The organism is Gilvibacter sp., assembly GCF_013214815.1.
Taxonomy (GTDB): Bacteria; Bacteroidota; Bacteroidia; order Flavobacteriales; family Flavobacteriaceae; genus Gilvibacter.
Genome location: NZ_JABSPU010000013.1, coordinates 23882 through 39646, shown reverse-complemented (window position 1 = coordinate 39646; position 15765 = coordinate 23882). Strand labels below are relative to the sequence as shown.

Below are 15765 nucleotides of genomic sequence, written 5' to 3'. Positions count from 1 at the left end.
GCTTCTTTCGATCCTAAAGTAGCCCAACTACGATAGAATCTCCAAAAAGCAATATTTTCTTGCATTGTTAAGGCTCATTCTAAAAATTCTCCTCCATTATCCGGGTTGATTTTTCGCATATTTCTTGGCGATTACGTACATTTCGGTCACTTTCGAATGAAGCGACTATCCTCTAAATATCTTCACTTCTTACCTGTCTTTACAGGTCTTTTTTTGTTGCTGATTGTGGCTTGTGATTCAAAACCAGAAGTAGCTAAAGATTACCGTTTTGAGATCGTTGCTGCAGACAGCAGTGGAATCGAATTTGAGAATAAACTGCTGAATCGTCCCGAGCGAAACATCCTCAATTATATCTATTACTACAATGGTGGCGGTTTGGCAGCAGGAGATTTCAATAATGATGGTCTTGTTGATTTATACTTCACTGCCAATGAAGGTCCAAATGCACTCTATCTAAATCAAGGGAATTTTAAGTTCAAAGAAATAGCCAAGACTGCAGGAGTCTTAGATGGAACCGGTTGGAGCACAGGAGTAACCACGGTAGACATAAACAATGATGGCTTCTTGGATCTCTATGTGTGCAAAGTGGCTCCCTTGGATCCAGAATCGGGTGGTAATAAACTGTTTGTCAATCAAGGGGTGTCTGATGACGGCATACCAAGCTTTAAAGAACAGGCGGCAGAATATGGCCTTGACTTCAAAGGTTATTCCACTCAGGCTTCCTTTTTTGATTACGACCAAGATGGCGATTTGGATGTGTTTTTAATGAACCATACCGTCAATCCAAACAGTAATTATGGACGAGGCAGTAAACGCAAGCAAATCGATTCGCTTTCTGGGGATCGACTTTATGTCAATGAAAACGGTGTTTACCGCAATATTTCACAGGAGGCGGGAATCTACCAAAGCCCTATTGGATATGGACTAGGGCTGGGTATAGGTTATTTGAATTATGACCGACTGCCAGATATCTATGTTGGCAACGATTTCTTTGAGAACGACTACCTCTATTTGAATAATTTTGATCATGTCTTTCAAGAGCATATCAGCAGTGATCAAAACCCACTAGGGCATACCTCTCACTACACTATGGGAGTAGATCTCGCCGATCTCAACAACGACGGCCTCACGGATATTCTCTCTGTGGACATGCTGCCAGAAGATCTGCAAACCTATAAGTCCTCTGGGGTTGAATTCGGGTATTCCACCTATAACAACTACCTGCGTAACGGTTATGCGCCGCAGTACATGCAAAATGCCTTGCACTTCAATCAAGGTAATATGCGTTTTAATGAGACCGCATTTTTGAGTGGTATTTCTGCGACTGAATGGTCCTGGGCGCCACTTATTGCAGATTTTGATAATGACGGGCTCAAGGATATTTTTATTAGCAACGGAATTGTTGGTGCTACTAACGATATGGATTTCATCAATTTCATTGCAGATGAGGCCATTCAGAAGCGTCTGGGTAAAGGTATGACGCAAGAAGACATGGCCTTTGTAGCAAAGATCCCAGAAAAGAACACGCTCAACTACTTCTATAAAAATGAAAATGGGCAACAATTCTCGGATCAATCCAAAGATTGGGTGGCCGGAGTGCCGACCTTTAGCAATGGTAGTATTTATGCGGATTTAGACAATGATGGAGATCTAGATATAGTTTCCAACAACGTGAATCAACCGGCAACGGTTTATAGGAATCTTACTAGAGAGAAAGATTCTACCAATTATTGGCAGCTACGCCTTTACGATTATGGTCACTTGAATGCGAAAGATAGCCTTCCAAACAACAATGGGCGGGCTATTGGTGCTCGAGTTCGTGTATATACAGCATCGGGGATTCAATATCAGGAAGTGTTTCCAACGCGTGGATATCAAAGCGCCATGGATACGAACTTGCATTTTGGCTTGGGCAGAGATACCAAAATTGATTCTGTCATTATATCCTGGACAGGAGAAATTCCAGGGAATACAGCATTCTACGACCCTAAAATAAATACTAAACTCAGGGTTTCGAGATATGACAAGTTTATGCATGCAGGCGTTTCGTGGACTGGAGACGAGTCCTATCTCGAGAATACAGCTATCGAACTCTTCACCCACAAGGAAAATGCTTCATTAGAGTTCAACTTGGATCCGCTCATCGCCTATGCAAGTACCAATGAAGGGCCTGGAGTAGCTGTTGCAGATGTCAATGGTGACGGTCTTGAAGACGTTTTTTTCTGCGGCGCTAAAGGACAGGCATCTGAGCTTCAATTGCAACAATCCGATGGCAGTTTTATAGCAGATTCTCGAATGGACCTTTCTTCAGATAGACTATCAGAAGACGTTGCGGCTGTTTTTGCCGATTTCAATAGCGATGGCCGTCCCGATTTGGTCGTGGTCAGTGGAGGAAATGAATTCACAGATGGGAAAGCCATTCAACCTAGGCTTTATTGGAATACTGATGATGGAATGTTAAAGGATGACACCGCCTTCGCAGGTCTTTCCTTCAATGCAGCAAGTGTTGCGGCAATTGATTTTGACCTGGATGGTGACTTAGATCTCAGCATTGCTGTGGATGGAAAGGCAAAAGATTTTGGAGCGAGCGCTACTCAAGTATTGTTGTCCAATGAAGGTGATGGGAAATTTATTGACGTCACCGCTCAGAGGGCGCCTGATTGGGCAGACCTCGGAAAGGTGAAAGAAATTGTTTGGGATGATTTTAATGGAGACGATTGGCCCGATGCTTTAGTGATAGGTCATTGGATGGCTCCACAACTCTATATCAACAATAAAGGCGTGCTGGAGGATCAAAGTCCTTCCGTTTTCTCTATCAGTTCCGGGCTGTGGGAAACTGCCGTTGTTGCTGATTTTGATGCGGACGGGGATTTAGATATCGTCGCAGGGAATTGGGGACTTAATTCCAGACTTACTGCGAGCGTTCAAGATCCTTTAAAACTCTATCGTGGTGACTTTAACGGCAATGGATCCGAAGAAACACTCATCACCTATAATTATCAAGGCCAAGAGACCCTTTTGCCTTCTAAAGATGAGCTTGCCAAACAAATTCCGCAGATCAATAAGAACTATTTGTCCTATGCTGATTTTGCCGGAGCGAAAACCAAAGACATCCTCCCAGAAGCCCTTTGGAGTGCTGCAACGACAAAATCTGTAGAAACCCTTGCCTCTACTTACTTTGAAAACCTCGGAAACGGTAATTTTAACACAACTATACTACCATTTGCTGCGCAAATATCCGCAGTGAATGATATCTTTGTAAATGACTTTAACTCAGACGGTTTTCCCGATGTTTTCCTCGTAGGGAACCGCACTGAGGTCAGCACGCAAATAGGACGTTTAGACGCCCTGAAAGGTGCACTATTGCTCTTTGATCCTAAAACAGGCTTTACAGCTGTCAACGATCCGAATTTAAATTTGGCAGGGAGCTACAGAGCAATACAACCAATAACTATAAATGACCGACCGCATGTGATTGTTACCCGTAACAATGGCAAAGCGGTTGTTTTAGAAATATCAAATGATGTTATTCAAGTACCCAATGAATAAATACTTATTGACTTTTGGCCTTTTAGGGCTAATCTTTACCTCTTGTGAGGACAATCCCCAAGAAAAGGACGCCGCTATTGTTAGTGACACCCTTTTTACCAAGACAGACCCAGCGGAGACCGGATTTGATTTCACCAATACTGTGGTGAATCAAAAGGATTTCAACATCTTCAAATACCGAAACTTTTACAACGGTGGCGGTGTCGCTATTGGCGACATCAACAACGATGGACTGGCGGATATCTATATGACCGCCAATATGGGTCCGAACAAACTCTTCCTCAATGAAGGGAATTTTAAATTCAAAGACATTACAGAGACTGCTGGTGTTGCCGGGAACAAACCTTGGTCTACAGGAGTAAATATGGTAGACATTAACCAGGACGGTCTTTTGGATATTTACGTGAGTAATGCCGGAAACATGGAAGGCGATAATCACGACAACGATCTTTACATCAACAATGGCGATCTAACCTTTACAGAGAAAGCGGCAGAATTCAATTTGGCAGAGACGGGCTTTTCTACCCACGCGACTTTCTTTGAGTACGAGAAAGACGGAGAGCTGGACGCCTATATTCTCATCAACAGTAATATTCCGGTGACTTCCTTAGGATTTGCGCACCAACGTGATGTTCGCGCTCAAGATTGGGACGTGCCTAAAATGTTCCGCGGAGTTGGAGATATGCTTTTGCGTAATGATGGCGGCACTTTCACGGAGGTCAGTGAAGAGGCTGGTATCTACGGAAGTTTGATCGGTTTTGGATTGGGAGTTATGGTCACCGACATCAACAATGACCTTTGGCCTGACATTTATGTTTCCAATGACTTCTACGAGCGTGATTACCTCTACATCAATAATCAAGATGGAACTTTTACAGAAGACATCAAGAATTGGATGAACCACCTTTGCCTTTCTGCTATGGGTATTGATATGGCAGACATCAACAACGATGGAAATCAAGACATCTTCATTACCGATATGTTGCCCGATGGCGATCAGCGCGTAAAATCTGTTATGGAATTTGAGGGCTACAACGTCTTTAAACTCAAGCAGAGTAAAGATTTCTATCAGCAGTACATACAGAACACCTTACAGCTCAACAACGGTAACGGGAGCTTTTCTGAGATCGCTTATTACAGCGGTGTTTCGGCTACGGACTGGAGTTGGTCTGGTTTGATGTTTGATATGGACAACGACGGTTACCGCGATATTTTTGTGACCAACGGGGTGAATCATGACCTTACAGACTTGGACTTCGTGGATTTCTTTGCCAATGAGATCATTCAGAAAATGGCTCTGACGGGTAAAAAAGAAGCTATCGATAGTATCATTGATAAGATGCCGGTTGTGCCTGTACCTAACTACGCTTACCACAACCAACGTGATCTGACCTTTGACAACAAGGCCGTTAAATGGGGCTTGGGTGAGCCTGGATTGTCTAACGGTGCTGCCTATGGAGATTTAGATAATGACGGTGACTTGGATTTGGTGGTCAACAATGTGAATATGGCTTCCTTCCTCTACCGCAACAATTCGGAGCAGTTAGATAACAACTATATTAAGCTTCGATTCAAAGGGACAGCGGCAAACCGCTTTGCTATTGGTACACGAGTACGCATGTACTATGACGGACAAGAGGTACTTCAAGAATTGGTTCCGTCCAGAGGATTCCAATCTTCTATGGAACATCCAATGACCATTGGATTGGGTAAGGCGACTACAATAGATTCACTACGCGTGATCTGGCCAGACGACCGTACGGATGTACGTACTAATTTGGCTGCCAATTCGACTTATGATTTCGATATGGAAGCGGCCACTGTTACCTATAATCCTTCAAAGCCAGAGGCAAAGACCACCTTTATCAGTGAAATGGAAACTAGCCTGGCGGCGCACGAAGAGAATAACTACGAGGACTTTGACTATGAAGGGATGATCTATAAAAAGGTGTCTCAAGAAGGCCCAGCCTTAGCCGTTGCAGATATTAATGCCGACGGGCATGAGGATGTTTTCATCGGAGGAGCCAAAGGGCAAGCGGGCATGATCTATCTCCACAGTGGAAATGGAAATATGCGTGCTTTAAAACAGCCTGGTCTAGCGGCAGATGCGGAGTTTGAGGACACGGCAGCGAGTTTCTTTGATATGGATGGAGACGGTGATCTTGACCTCATGGTTGGTTCTGGAGGTAATCAGCGTGACGAGAACACTTCTTTGACCGCTAGAATATATATCAATAACGGTAATGGTGTTTTTCAAAAAGCAGCCTTGAATTTACCGCCGGGAACTACGAATATCTCGGCTATAGCTCCTTATGATTACGACGGTGATGGCGATATGGACGTATTCCTAGCAGCTCGTTCTGTGATCGGGATTTACGGTATTGATCCATCTTCTGTCTTCTTAGAGAATACAGGGGGAGGACAATTTCAATTAGCCAGCGCTAAGGTATTGAAGAACCTTTCTCGCTTGAGCGGGATGATCACGGATGCCGTGTGGATCGATCTTTTGGGCGATGAAACCAAAGAACTTTTAACCGTTTCTGATTGGGGAGCACCTATGGTTTATCAGTTGCAAGATGGTGTGCTCAATATGGTCACTACAGACTTGGAGCAGCAAACCGGTTGGTGGAACGCAGTTGAGGCGGCAGACCTGGACGGTGATGGAGATCTTGACCTTGTGTTAGGAAACCAAGGAGAGAACATCCACTACAAGCCAACGGCAGAGAGTCCAATGAAGATCTGGATCAGTGACTTTGACAATAACGGAACCATTGAACAGCTGGTTACACAAACCTTGGACGGTCGTGATATGCCGATCCACCAAAAGAAGGAAATTGTGAACCAAATGGTATCGCTTAAAAAGGAAAACCTTCGCGCCTCAGAATACGCCAAGAAGAGCATCCAAGAACTCTTTACTCCAGCGGTATTGGGTCGTGCTTTGGTGAAAGAGGTGGTGACTTCTCAAAACATGGTGGCGATCAATGAAGGAGATGGAAAATTCAAATTCGTTGCTTTACCAGCACGCGCTCAGCTTTCTTGTGTTTGTGGAATTCAATGTACAGACTTGAACAAAGACGGAACTTTGGATTTACTGCTCGGAGGGAACAACTATGAATTCAAACCTCAGTATTCCCGATTGGATGCCAATTACGGTAGCGTCTTACTCAATGATGGAGCAGGTAACTTTGCTTGGCAAGAGTATGAGGATTCTGGATTCTTTGTGAAGGACGAGGTTAAACATATGCAAATCTTCTCTGACGCCAATGGCAATCGATTTATGATCACCGCTATTAACGACTCGGAACCTATAATTCATCGTTTGAATGAGTAAATGGAGCTTGCTTGCTGGACTCTTCTTTTTGTGGTCCTGCACGGAGCGAGACCAAGCACCTTCTTTGGCCTTTAAACAGCTTCCTGCGGATAGCACGGGTATCTCTTTTGCCAACACCTTAGTAGAAACCGATAGTCTTAATATTCTGGATTATCTCTATTTCTATAACGGCGGAGGACTAGCTGTAGGCGATGTCAACGGTGACGGCCTTCCGGATCTCTATGCGTCGGCTAATATGGGGCCCAATAAATTGTATTTCAACAAAGGTAATTTTCAGTTTGAAGAAGCTCCTGAGTCTGCTGGCGTTGCGGGAAGCAGCAGTTGGAATACCGGAGCTATCATGGTAGACATCAATGCCGATGGACTTTTGGACATCTATGTCTGTGCGGTTGTAGGCATCAATGGATTCACTGGTCATCACGAACTTTTTGTCAACCAAGGCGATGGCACTTTTAAAGAAGAAGCGGCCAAATACGGTTTGGACGCTCAAACTTACGGCACCTCTGCGGCCTTTCTGGATTATGATTTAGATGGAGACCTCGATCTGTATTTACTCAATCATGCGGTGCATACACAAGGCTCTTTTGGGCGTTCCAGTCAGCGAGAAAAGCGCAACGAGAAGACCGGAGATCGTTTGATGCGCAATGACGGTGGTGTCTTTACGGATGTCAGTGAGGAGGCAGGAATTTATGGCGGGATCAGCAGTTATGGCTTGGGTGTCGCTGTGGCCGACTTCAATAATGACGGTTATCCTGACCTTTACATCGGAAACGATTTTCACGAAGACGATTACTACTACATCAACAATACCGACGGGACCTTTAGCGAACAACTGCGTGAAGCCTTTGGCCACGTCTCGCGGTTCTCTATGGGGAATGACGCTGCTGACATCAACAACGACGGTCGTCCGGATTTGATCACCTTAGACATGCTTCCCGAAGAAGAAGCTGTGGTAAAAGCCTCTGAGGGTGATGAGAATTTTCAAACCCAACGTATGCGCCTGCTGCAATACGGATACCACTATCAATTTAGCCGAAACATGCTCTTTCTCAACCAACCGGACGGTAATTTTGTTGAGACCGCACTAATGAGTGGAGTCGCTGCAACTGATTGGAGTTGGGCAGCTTTGTTTCACGATTTTGACCAAGACGGCTATCAAGACCTTTGGATCTCTAACGGCATTCCCAAGCGACCGAATGACTTGGATTTCATTCGATTTGTGTCTTCCGGAGCCATTGATGAGAGCAGAGACAATGCCAAGTTGATGGATCAAAAGGCCTTGGAGATGATGCCTTCTGGAGCCATTTCCAATAAGGTATTTCGTGGGAGTGCAGAGCTCAAATTTTCCGATCAATCAGAAGCTTGGATCGGAAAGGATGCGCAGATTGCGGGTGCCACCGTGCTTGCAGATCTAGACGCTGATGGAGATATGGACGTGGTTAGTAATGTGCTGAACGCGCCACTTTTGGTGTATCGCAATGATATCGAATCCACAGGCAACTATATACAATTAGAATTGCAAGGAAGCGGGGAGAATCCTTTCGCTATTGGTGCTAAAGCCTTTGCGTATCAGCAAGGGAAAATGTATTACAAAGAACTTTATACTGCTCGTGGATTCCAAGCAAGCAGCGAACCTTTGATAGAATTTGGGCTATCGGACAGTACCGCCTTGGACTCTTTAGTGGTGATCTGGCCTGGTGGAAAAAGACAAATCCAACGCAGTGTGGCTTTAGGTCAACGACTTCGGTTTAATTCAAACGATCAATCTACGTCATCGGATCGTATCGAAACAAAAACGGTAAACCAATCCGTTTTCACTTTGGTGCCTGATGACTTAGGGCTCAATCACACGCATAAAGAAGACAATTACCTCGATTTTAACCGTCAAAAACTCTTACCCTACAGGCTTTCAGATAAAGGCCCAGCGCTTGCCCTTGGGGATTGGGATAAGGACGGAATCACAGAACTTTTTATAGGGAGTTCCAAATTTGAAAAGGCAGGTATGTATCGCCTTGAAGAATCTGGGATCACTGCTATTGAACTTCCACAACTGGAGGCGGACAAGGTCTATGAAGAAGTAGCTGCCAGTTTTATAGATATAAATGGTGACGGCACTTCTGCATTGCTTTTAGGTTCGGCAGGTGCTGATTTTAGCGGTAAAGCTGATCCATTAAAGGAGCGTTTGATTTCATCAACCCAGCCAGATGCTGCCATCGTATTGCCAGAGACTTATTCCAATGCTAGCGTAATAGCTCCTTATGATTTTGATGCCGATGGAGATGTGGATGTCTTTGTTGGAGATTATGCCGTGACTAATGATTTCGGGAGTCAACCGCAATCGTATTTATTGATCAATAATAACGGCAAGTTAGAGCGTTCGGTTCCGGAGGTCTTTGCAGATTTGGGAATGGTAACCGATGCCCTCTGGCATGATTTTGATGCCGATGGAACTCAAGATCTGATTGTAGTAGGCGAGTGGATGCGTCCGCGTTTCTTTAGGTTTAAAGACGGAGCTTTTACTGAAGCGGATCCGCTTACGGATAAAAACTTAAACGGCCTATGGCAGTTCGTGATTCCCTTTGATATAGACGCGGATGGTGATCAAGATTTGGTATTGGGCAACTGGGGACTCAACGCGAAGTTTAAAGCTAGTGCTGACGATCCGCTACTGATGTATTACGCGGATTTTGATGCTAATGGAGCCACAGAGACTGTCTTGGCGCAAAAAACCGGCATTACGTATTACCCATTACTGTCTTTGGATGAACTCGCAGGGCAAATGGTTAGCCTGAAAAAGAAGTTTCCTAATTTCTCAGATTTTGCTGGAAAATCCATCGCTGAGGTGATGGGGGAAGAAGCCTTGGCTCAAGCTCAAACCTTTAAAGTGCACGAGTTAGCCTCTGGTTATTTGCGAAATGACGGTGGAGGTTATAATTTTGTAGCATTCGGCTCAAAACTGCAATTAGCACCCTTAATGGCAGGAGTGGTCTTTGACTTCTTCAATGACGGTTCTGAGCAGCTTCTTTTAGGCGGAAATTACGATGGTGTAATTCCGTTTCACGGGCGCTATGATTCGCAGCCGGGAACCTTGATTGTTCCTGGGGAAGATCCGCAGCTAATTTGGTCGCAAGAATTAGCGTTTTTAAGAAAATCGTTGCGACATTTACGGATTATAAAAATAGGCAGTCAGCCGTATTTACTAGCAGTCTTCAATAATGATAAAACACAGATTTATGAAATTGAATCTTATGAACAGAACCCTTAGCCTTGCTTTTTTTGCCAGTTTCCTGTTTTTAAGTCTTGTGGCTTGTAAGGATAATGGTGGTGATAAAGTAGAAGATACCCCTGTGATCTACGAACCTTTGACGGTTGAGGCTGCAGATTTCCAAAGTGCTGCAGATCAAGTTACGCAGGTCATGGTTCACGATATCTTTTCTCCTCCTGTGGCGAGTAGAATCTATGCCTATCCAAATGTAGCAGCTTATGAGATCATGGCTCAAGCGGATCCAAAGTATAAATCATTAGCGCTCCAATTGCCAGGGCTAACTCCGGTTCCAAGAATCAACAACGATACGATCGTTCCAGGGGTAGCTGCTTTAGTGGCGCATATGGAGATCAGTAAATCACTCATCTTTTCTGAGGATATGATGCAGACTTATGCAGACAGTATTTACGCTCAATGGGAAGCTAAGAATCCAAAGCAGTTTGCGCGTTCAAAAGAATACGGATTGGCCGTGGCCGATCACATCAAAGCATGGCTGGATGGGGATATGTACAAGCAAACGCGTACCATGCCTAAATTCACCGTAGATATTGACGATCCTGCGCGTTGGCAACCAACGCCTCCAGCCTATATGGAAGGTATTGAACCGCATTGGAATAAGATCCGTCCAATGGTTTTGGATTCGGCTGCTCAGTTCAAGCCTAAAAACCACCCGAAGTTCTCCTTGGAACCGGGTAGTGCGTTCTACAAAGAGCTCAAGGAAGTTTATGATATCAGTGAGGAGATCACGGCCTCTGGTGACAAATCAGAAGAGGTGGAGATCGCGCAATACTGGGATTGTAATCCTTATGTTTCGGTAACTCGTGGCCACTTGATGTTCGCCACTAAAAAGATCACTCCTGGCGCCCACTGGATGGGAATTGCCAAGATTGCTTGTAAGCAAGCTGATGCAGATCTCAATAAAACGATCTATGCTTATACTAAAACCTCAATCGCCTTGTTTGACGGTTTTATAAACTGCTGGGCAGAAAAGTACCGCTCTAATTTAGTGCGTCCAGAAACTTTGATCAACAAACACATTGATGAGAACTGGGAGCCTATTTTGCAAACGCCTCCGTTCCCGGAGTACACCAGTGGACACTCTGTGGTTTCTAATGCTGCGGCAACTGTTTTGACCGATGTTTTTGGAGATGAATTCGCCTTTTTAGACGATACAGAAATGGCCTATGGTCTGCCAGCTCGTTCCTTTGCCTCATTTGATGCTGCGGCCAAGGAAGCGGCCATTAGTCGCATGTACGGCGGAATTCACTATCGCGCAGCGGTGGAGAATGGCATCGACCAAGGAAAAAGTGTAGGTGGTTTAGTTATTGAAAAACTAAACTGGACCAATGAGTAAAAAAAGTGGATTTTGGACGGTATTGGCGCTGGCTTTAGTGCTGCTTTTGTCCTGGCACTTTTTGATCAAGCCGTACAATTACCGCATCAGTTTTGTCACTAAAGATCCTGCGGGCTTGGTGTACAGCAACTTGGGTGCTTGGCTTGCTATTCCTGGTGAGACCGATAGTTCCAGTGTAGAACTGATCTCAAGAGTTCCTTACGAGTCCTATCAGCAGAAGGTCCGCCTAAAAGACTCTCTTTTTGAATATCGTTGGGAAATAGAACCACAGAGTGATAGCACGACCAAGGTAACTGCTTATATCACTGATCTCAAGAATACTTGGGTTCAGAACTTTTATGCGCCAGTTTATAAAACGGATTTTGTCAAGCGCAGTATAAAGACCGTTGAGGACCTCGCAACCGAATGGGTGAACTACCGGGAACGCTACCGAGTCAATGAGATTACTGAGGGACAGGTGGACGCTCGTTTTTGTGCCTATGTTTCTGTGAAGACCACGGCCAAACAAAAGGCACGCACCATGATGGGCAATATTGCCGATGTCATGGGTTATATCAACACCAACGAACTTGAACTGCAAGGAGATCCTTTTTTACAAGTGACGCGTTGGGACCAAAAGACAGACAGTATTTCCTTTGACTTTTGTTTTCCGATAAAACCAAGTGATAGTTTGGTAGCCTCTCCGATCGTGAAATTTAAAGAGGTTCAGGCTTTTAGCGGAATAAAGACTATTTTTAATGGAAACTACAGCATCTCTGAAAAGTCATGGTATTGGCTACTAAGAGCTGCGGAAAATAGGAATCTTGAGGTAGAAGCTTTGCCTTTTGAAGTGTACAAGAGTGACCCGCATATGGGTGGTGATGCACTTAAATGGGAAGCCGAGATCTATCTCCCTTTTAAAAACCAATAATCTATGAGAACTTTTACTAGTGTGATGATCGCATTAATTACTCTGGTGATTTTTTCAATTTCTTGTTCAAAAGAACAAACCCTAAGTAGTATTACCTCTCCGGATGGCAATTTGATGGTTAACACTGCCTTAAATGCGGAAGGTACGCCTATATACACTGTGAGCTATAAGGGAAAGACTATTATCGATACCTCTGCTGTTGGTTTTGAGTTTGAAGGGCAAGAGTATCTTGGAAAGAATATGATTATTGAAGGTGCTACCACCAGTTCCAAGGAAGAGACTTGGGAAATGCCCTGGGGGGAGCAGCGTGAGGTTGAAAACAACTATAACGAGCTCAAAATGAGTTATAGTGAACAAGGGGATTCCCCAAGAAAGTTCAATATTTTTATTCGCGTATTTAACGACGGTTTTGGTCTGCGATTTGAATTCCCGGAACAGGAATATATGACGGATATATTGCTCTTGGACGAGCATACGGAATTTGCCCTTACTGGCGATCATAATGTGTGGTGGTTGCCTGGAGATTGGGACATTTACGAACAGCTGTACAGCAATAGTAAGTTCAGCGCTATTGATGCCATTGCAATGCGAGACCATCCGGCGCTGGTAGCTACTTATATTCCCGAGAACGCTGTGAATACGCCTGTAACCATGAAAACGGATGAGGGGCTTTATTTGAGCTTCCACGAGGCAGACTTGACCAACTATGCTGGAATGACGCTGAAGGTAGACACGCAAAACTTCAAAATGACTTCGGAGTTGGTAGGTTCGGAAAGACTAGGCGGGAAAGCCAAATTGACTGTTCCTTTCACTACGCCATGGCGAACCATGCAGATCGGAGAATCTGCTGGAGACCTTATCGAATCCAATTTGATTGTCAACCTCAATGAGCCTAACGAGATCGGAGATGTGAGCTATTTTACCCCGATGAAGTACGTTGGGATCTGGTGGGAGATGCACATTGGTAAATCGACCTGGGATATGGAAGGCAGCCAAGACATGAACACTTATATTGAAGGGGCTAAGAATTCTTCTCGTCATGGAGCAACTACGGAAAATGCTATGCGTTATATCGATTTTGCTTCAGAAAACGGTGTCAAAGGCCTCTTGGTTGAAGGTTGGAATACCGGCTGGGATCAGTGGATCAATACTACCGATAGAGAAGGAGTGTTTGACTTTATGACCCCTTATCCAGATTATGATTTTGATGCTGTAATGGCCTACGCTAAAGAAAAAGGCGTTGAGGTGATCATGCACCACGAGACTTCTGCGGCGCCGCGTACTTATGAGAAGCAAATGGAGGTGGCGTACAATTTTATGAAGGAGAACGGGATGAATTCCGTAAAGACGGGTTATGTCGGGAAGATCATTCCAGAAGGGGAGTATCACCACGGACAGTGGATGGTCAATCACTACCACAAAGTATTAACAGAAGCAGCTAAAAAGAAGATCGCTATTAACGCCCACGAGCCTATTAAAGGTACTGGGAAACGCAGAACCTATCCAAATGCAATTTCTAGAGAAGGACTGCGCGGACAGGAGTTTAACGCCTGGTCTCCAGACGGAGGAAATCCGCCAAGCCACTTGCCAACGGTAGCTTTTACCCGTATGCTTTCGGGCCCCATTGATTTCACTCCTGGAGTATTCAACATCAAGTTTGACGAGTACAAAACAACCAACCAACTCAATACAACCTTAGCGCAACAGCTTGCATTATATGTGGTGATCTACAGCCCAATTCAAATGGTAGCAGACCTGCCTGAGCACTATATGGTGGATGGAGAAATTCATCCAGCCTTCCAATTCATCCGTGATGTTGCTGTAGACTGGGAACAGTCCGTAGTTCTTGACGGAGAAGTTGGAGATTACGTGGTAATTGCCAGACAAGAAAGAGGATCTGACAACTGGTTTGTCGGTGGAATTACAGGTGAAACCGTACGGGCTCAAGAAGTAAACTTTGACTTTTTGCCAGAAGGCAAAACCTATACAGCTACCATTTACAAAGACGGTGATGGCGCGCATTGGGATGACAATCCAACAGCCTATGCGATTGAGACTATGGAAGTAACCAAAAACTCAAAAGTAACTATTCCTATGGCTGCCGGTGGTGGCTTCGCGATTAGTGTGATGACAAAATAACTGTGCGATGATCTCAGCCCAGAAAACCATTGCTTGGCAACTTCTAGATAACCTTTCTACGCCTAATGGGTTTTTGGCTAGCACCCTGGATGAGGACAATTACAAACGTATTTGGTCACGTGACTCAATGGTTTGTGGTATGGCTGCTTTGATCACTAAGGCTCCTAAACACCTAGAAGCATTTAAGAACTCTCTTTTAACCCTGGCGGAAAATCAGTCCGAAGAAGGAATCATTCCCTCGAATGTAGATCCCAGAAATGGCAAGGTCTCTTATGGCTCACTGGTTGGACGTATTGATGCCAATACTTGGTTTATTCTCGGGGCTTGTTTGTATTTCAAACATACTGGAGACGAGACTACCTGGAATCGCATTAAATCAAATGTGCTTAAAACCAGATCATATTTGGTCAACTTAGAATTCAACAACAAGGGTTGGCTCTATACGCCTTTGAGCGGGAATTGGGCAGACGAATACCCCGTTCATGGTTATACGCTTTATGATAATTTACTGCGGATGATAGGGGAAAAGGCCCTCGCCGATTTGGGTTATGATCGTGGTTTTGACGTTGACAGAAAGAGTCTGATCAATTTTTGGCCAGAGGCTAAAAATAGCGACTTAGCCCACCATAAAGCAGGATTTGAGGATGCCCTTAATAAAGGCGTTCAGAATTTCGCAGCCTTTGTTTTACCCGGCTTATACGACCTCCGCTTTGATGCTGGAGGCAATGCCTTAGCTTTGTTGTATTGGGATTTAAGTGAGGCTCAAAAAGAAGCTTTGCGCGTAGGTGTTAGCGGGTTTAAGCAAGAGACAGGCGCCTGTTTAATTCCAGCGTTCTGGCCGGTGATCAATAAAGATTCTTACGACTGGAATATGCTTAAGACCAATTACTCCTATAGTTTTAAAAACCATCCGGGGGATTTTCACAATGGAGGTGTTTGGCCCGTGTGGATGGGCTTATTTACCCTAGGATTGGCGGCACAAGGTGAATCAGAATTAGTTTCCGAGATCATTGGTGCTTTTGAGCAAGAGTTGCTTACAAAATCAGACTGGGCGTATCAGGAATACTACAATCCCATCAGCAAAACTCTAGGTGGTAAAACTCAAATGGGCTACAGCGCATCGGGTGTGATCTTTATGCAAGAAGCGCTCCGAATGATACAGGCCAAAGAGCGCACAACAGTCTTCCACTAAAATTAACAATTCGCCCTTTCGATAA

At 44.6% G+C, this 15765-nt stretch carries 7 protein-coding genes; all 7 read left to right on the top strand.

Translation table 11 applies throughout. The annotated features are described in order from the left end of the window. Nucleotides 1-156: 156 nt before the first annotated feature. Genes HRT75_RS04635 through HRT75_RS04605 form a run of 7 tightly spaced genes read left to right on the top strand, consistent with a single transcriptional unit; the run spans nucleotide 157 to nucleotide 15740 of the window. The gene (locus tag HRT75_RS04635; protein ID WP_291183169.1) at nucleotides 157-3549 is read left to right on the top strand and encodes a VCBS repeat-containing protein; all 3393 of its coding nucleotides are present in this window, start codon (nucleotides 157-159) and stop codon (nucleotides 3547-3549) included. After that, nucleotides 3542-6880 carry an FG-GAP-like repeat-containing protein gene (locus tag HRT75_RS04630; protein WP_291183167.1) on the top strand — a complete coding sequence of 1113 codons (3339 nt, stop codon included), beginning with the start codon at nucleotides 3542-3544 and terminating at the stop codon, nucleotides 6878-6880. The genes HRT75_RS04635 and HRT75_RS04630 overlap by 8 nt, the downstream gene beginning before the upstream one ends. After that, complete coding sequence (locus tag HRT75_RS04625; RefSeq protein ID WP_291183165.1) at nucleotides 6873-10145, top strand: VCBS repeat-containing protein; 3273 nt, start codon at nucleotides 6873-6875, stop codon at nucleotides 10143-10145. The genes HRT75_RS04630 and HRT75_RS04625 overlap by 8 nt, the downstream gene beginning before the upstream one ends. Further along, nucleotides 10114-11499, top strand: coding sequence for a vanadium-dependent haloperoxidase (locus HRT75_RS04620; protein WP_291183163.1), 1386 nt, complete (start codon nucleotides 10114-10116; stop codon nucleotides 11497-11499). The genes HRT75_RS04625 and HRT75_RS04620 overlap by 32 nt, the downstream gene beginning before the upstream one ends. Continuing rightward, entirely contained in the window at nucleotides 11492-12409 is a 918-nt protein-coding gene (locus HRT75_RS04615) for a hypothetical protein (RefSeq protein ID WP_291183161.1), read from the top strand. The genes HRT75_RS04620 and HRT75_RS04615 overlap by 8 nt, the downstream gene beginning before the upstream one ends. A 3-nt stretch (nucleotides 12410-12412) precedes the next feature. Continuing rightward, nucleotides 12413-14548 (top strand): glycoside hydrolase family 97 protein, encoded by a 2136-nt coding sequence (locus HRT75_RS04610; protein WP_291183159.1) that lies wholly within the window; start codon nucleotides 12413-12415, stop codon nucleotides 14546-14548. A 7-nt stretch (nucleotides 14549-14555) separates the two neighbouring features. Continuing rightward, nucleotides 14556-15740 (top strand): glycoside hydrolase 100 family protein, encoded by a 1185-nt coding sequence (locus HRT75_RS04605; RefSeq protein WP_291183157.1) that lies wholly within the window; start codon nucleotides 14556-14558, stop codon nucleotides 15738-15740. Nucleotides 15741-15765 lie beyond the last annotated feature (25 nt).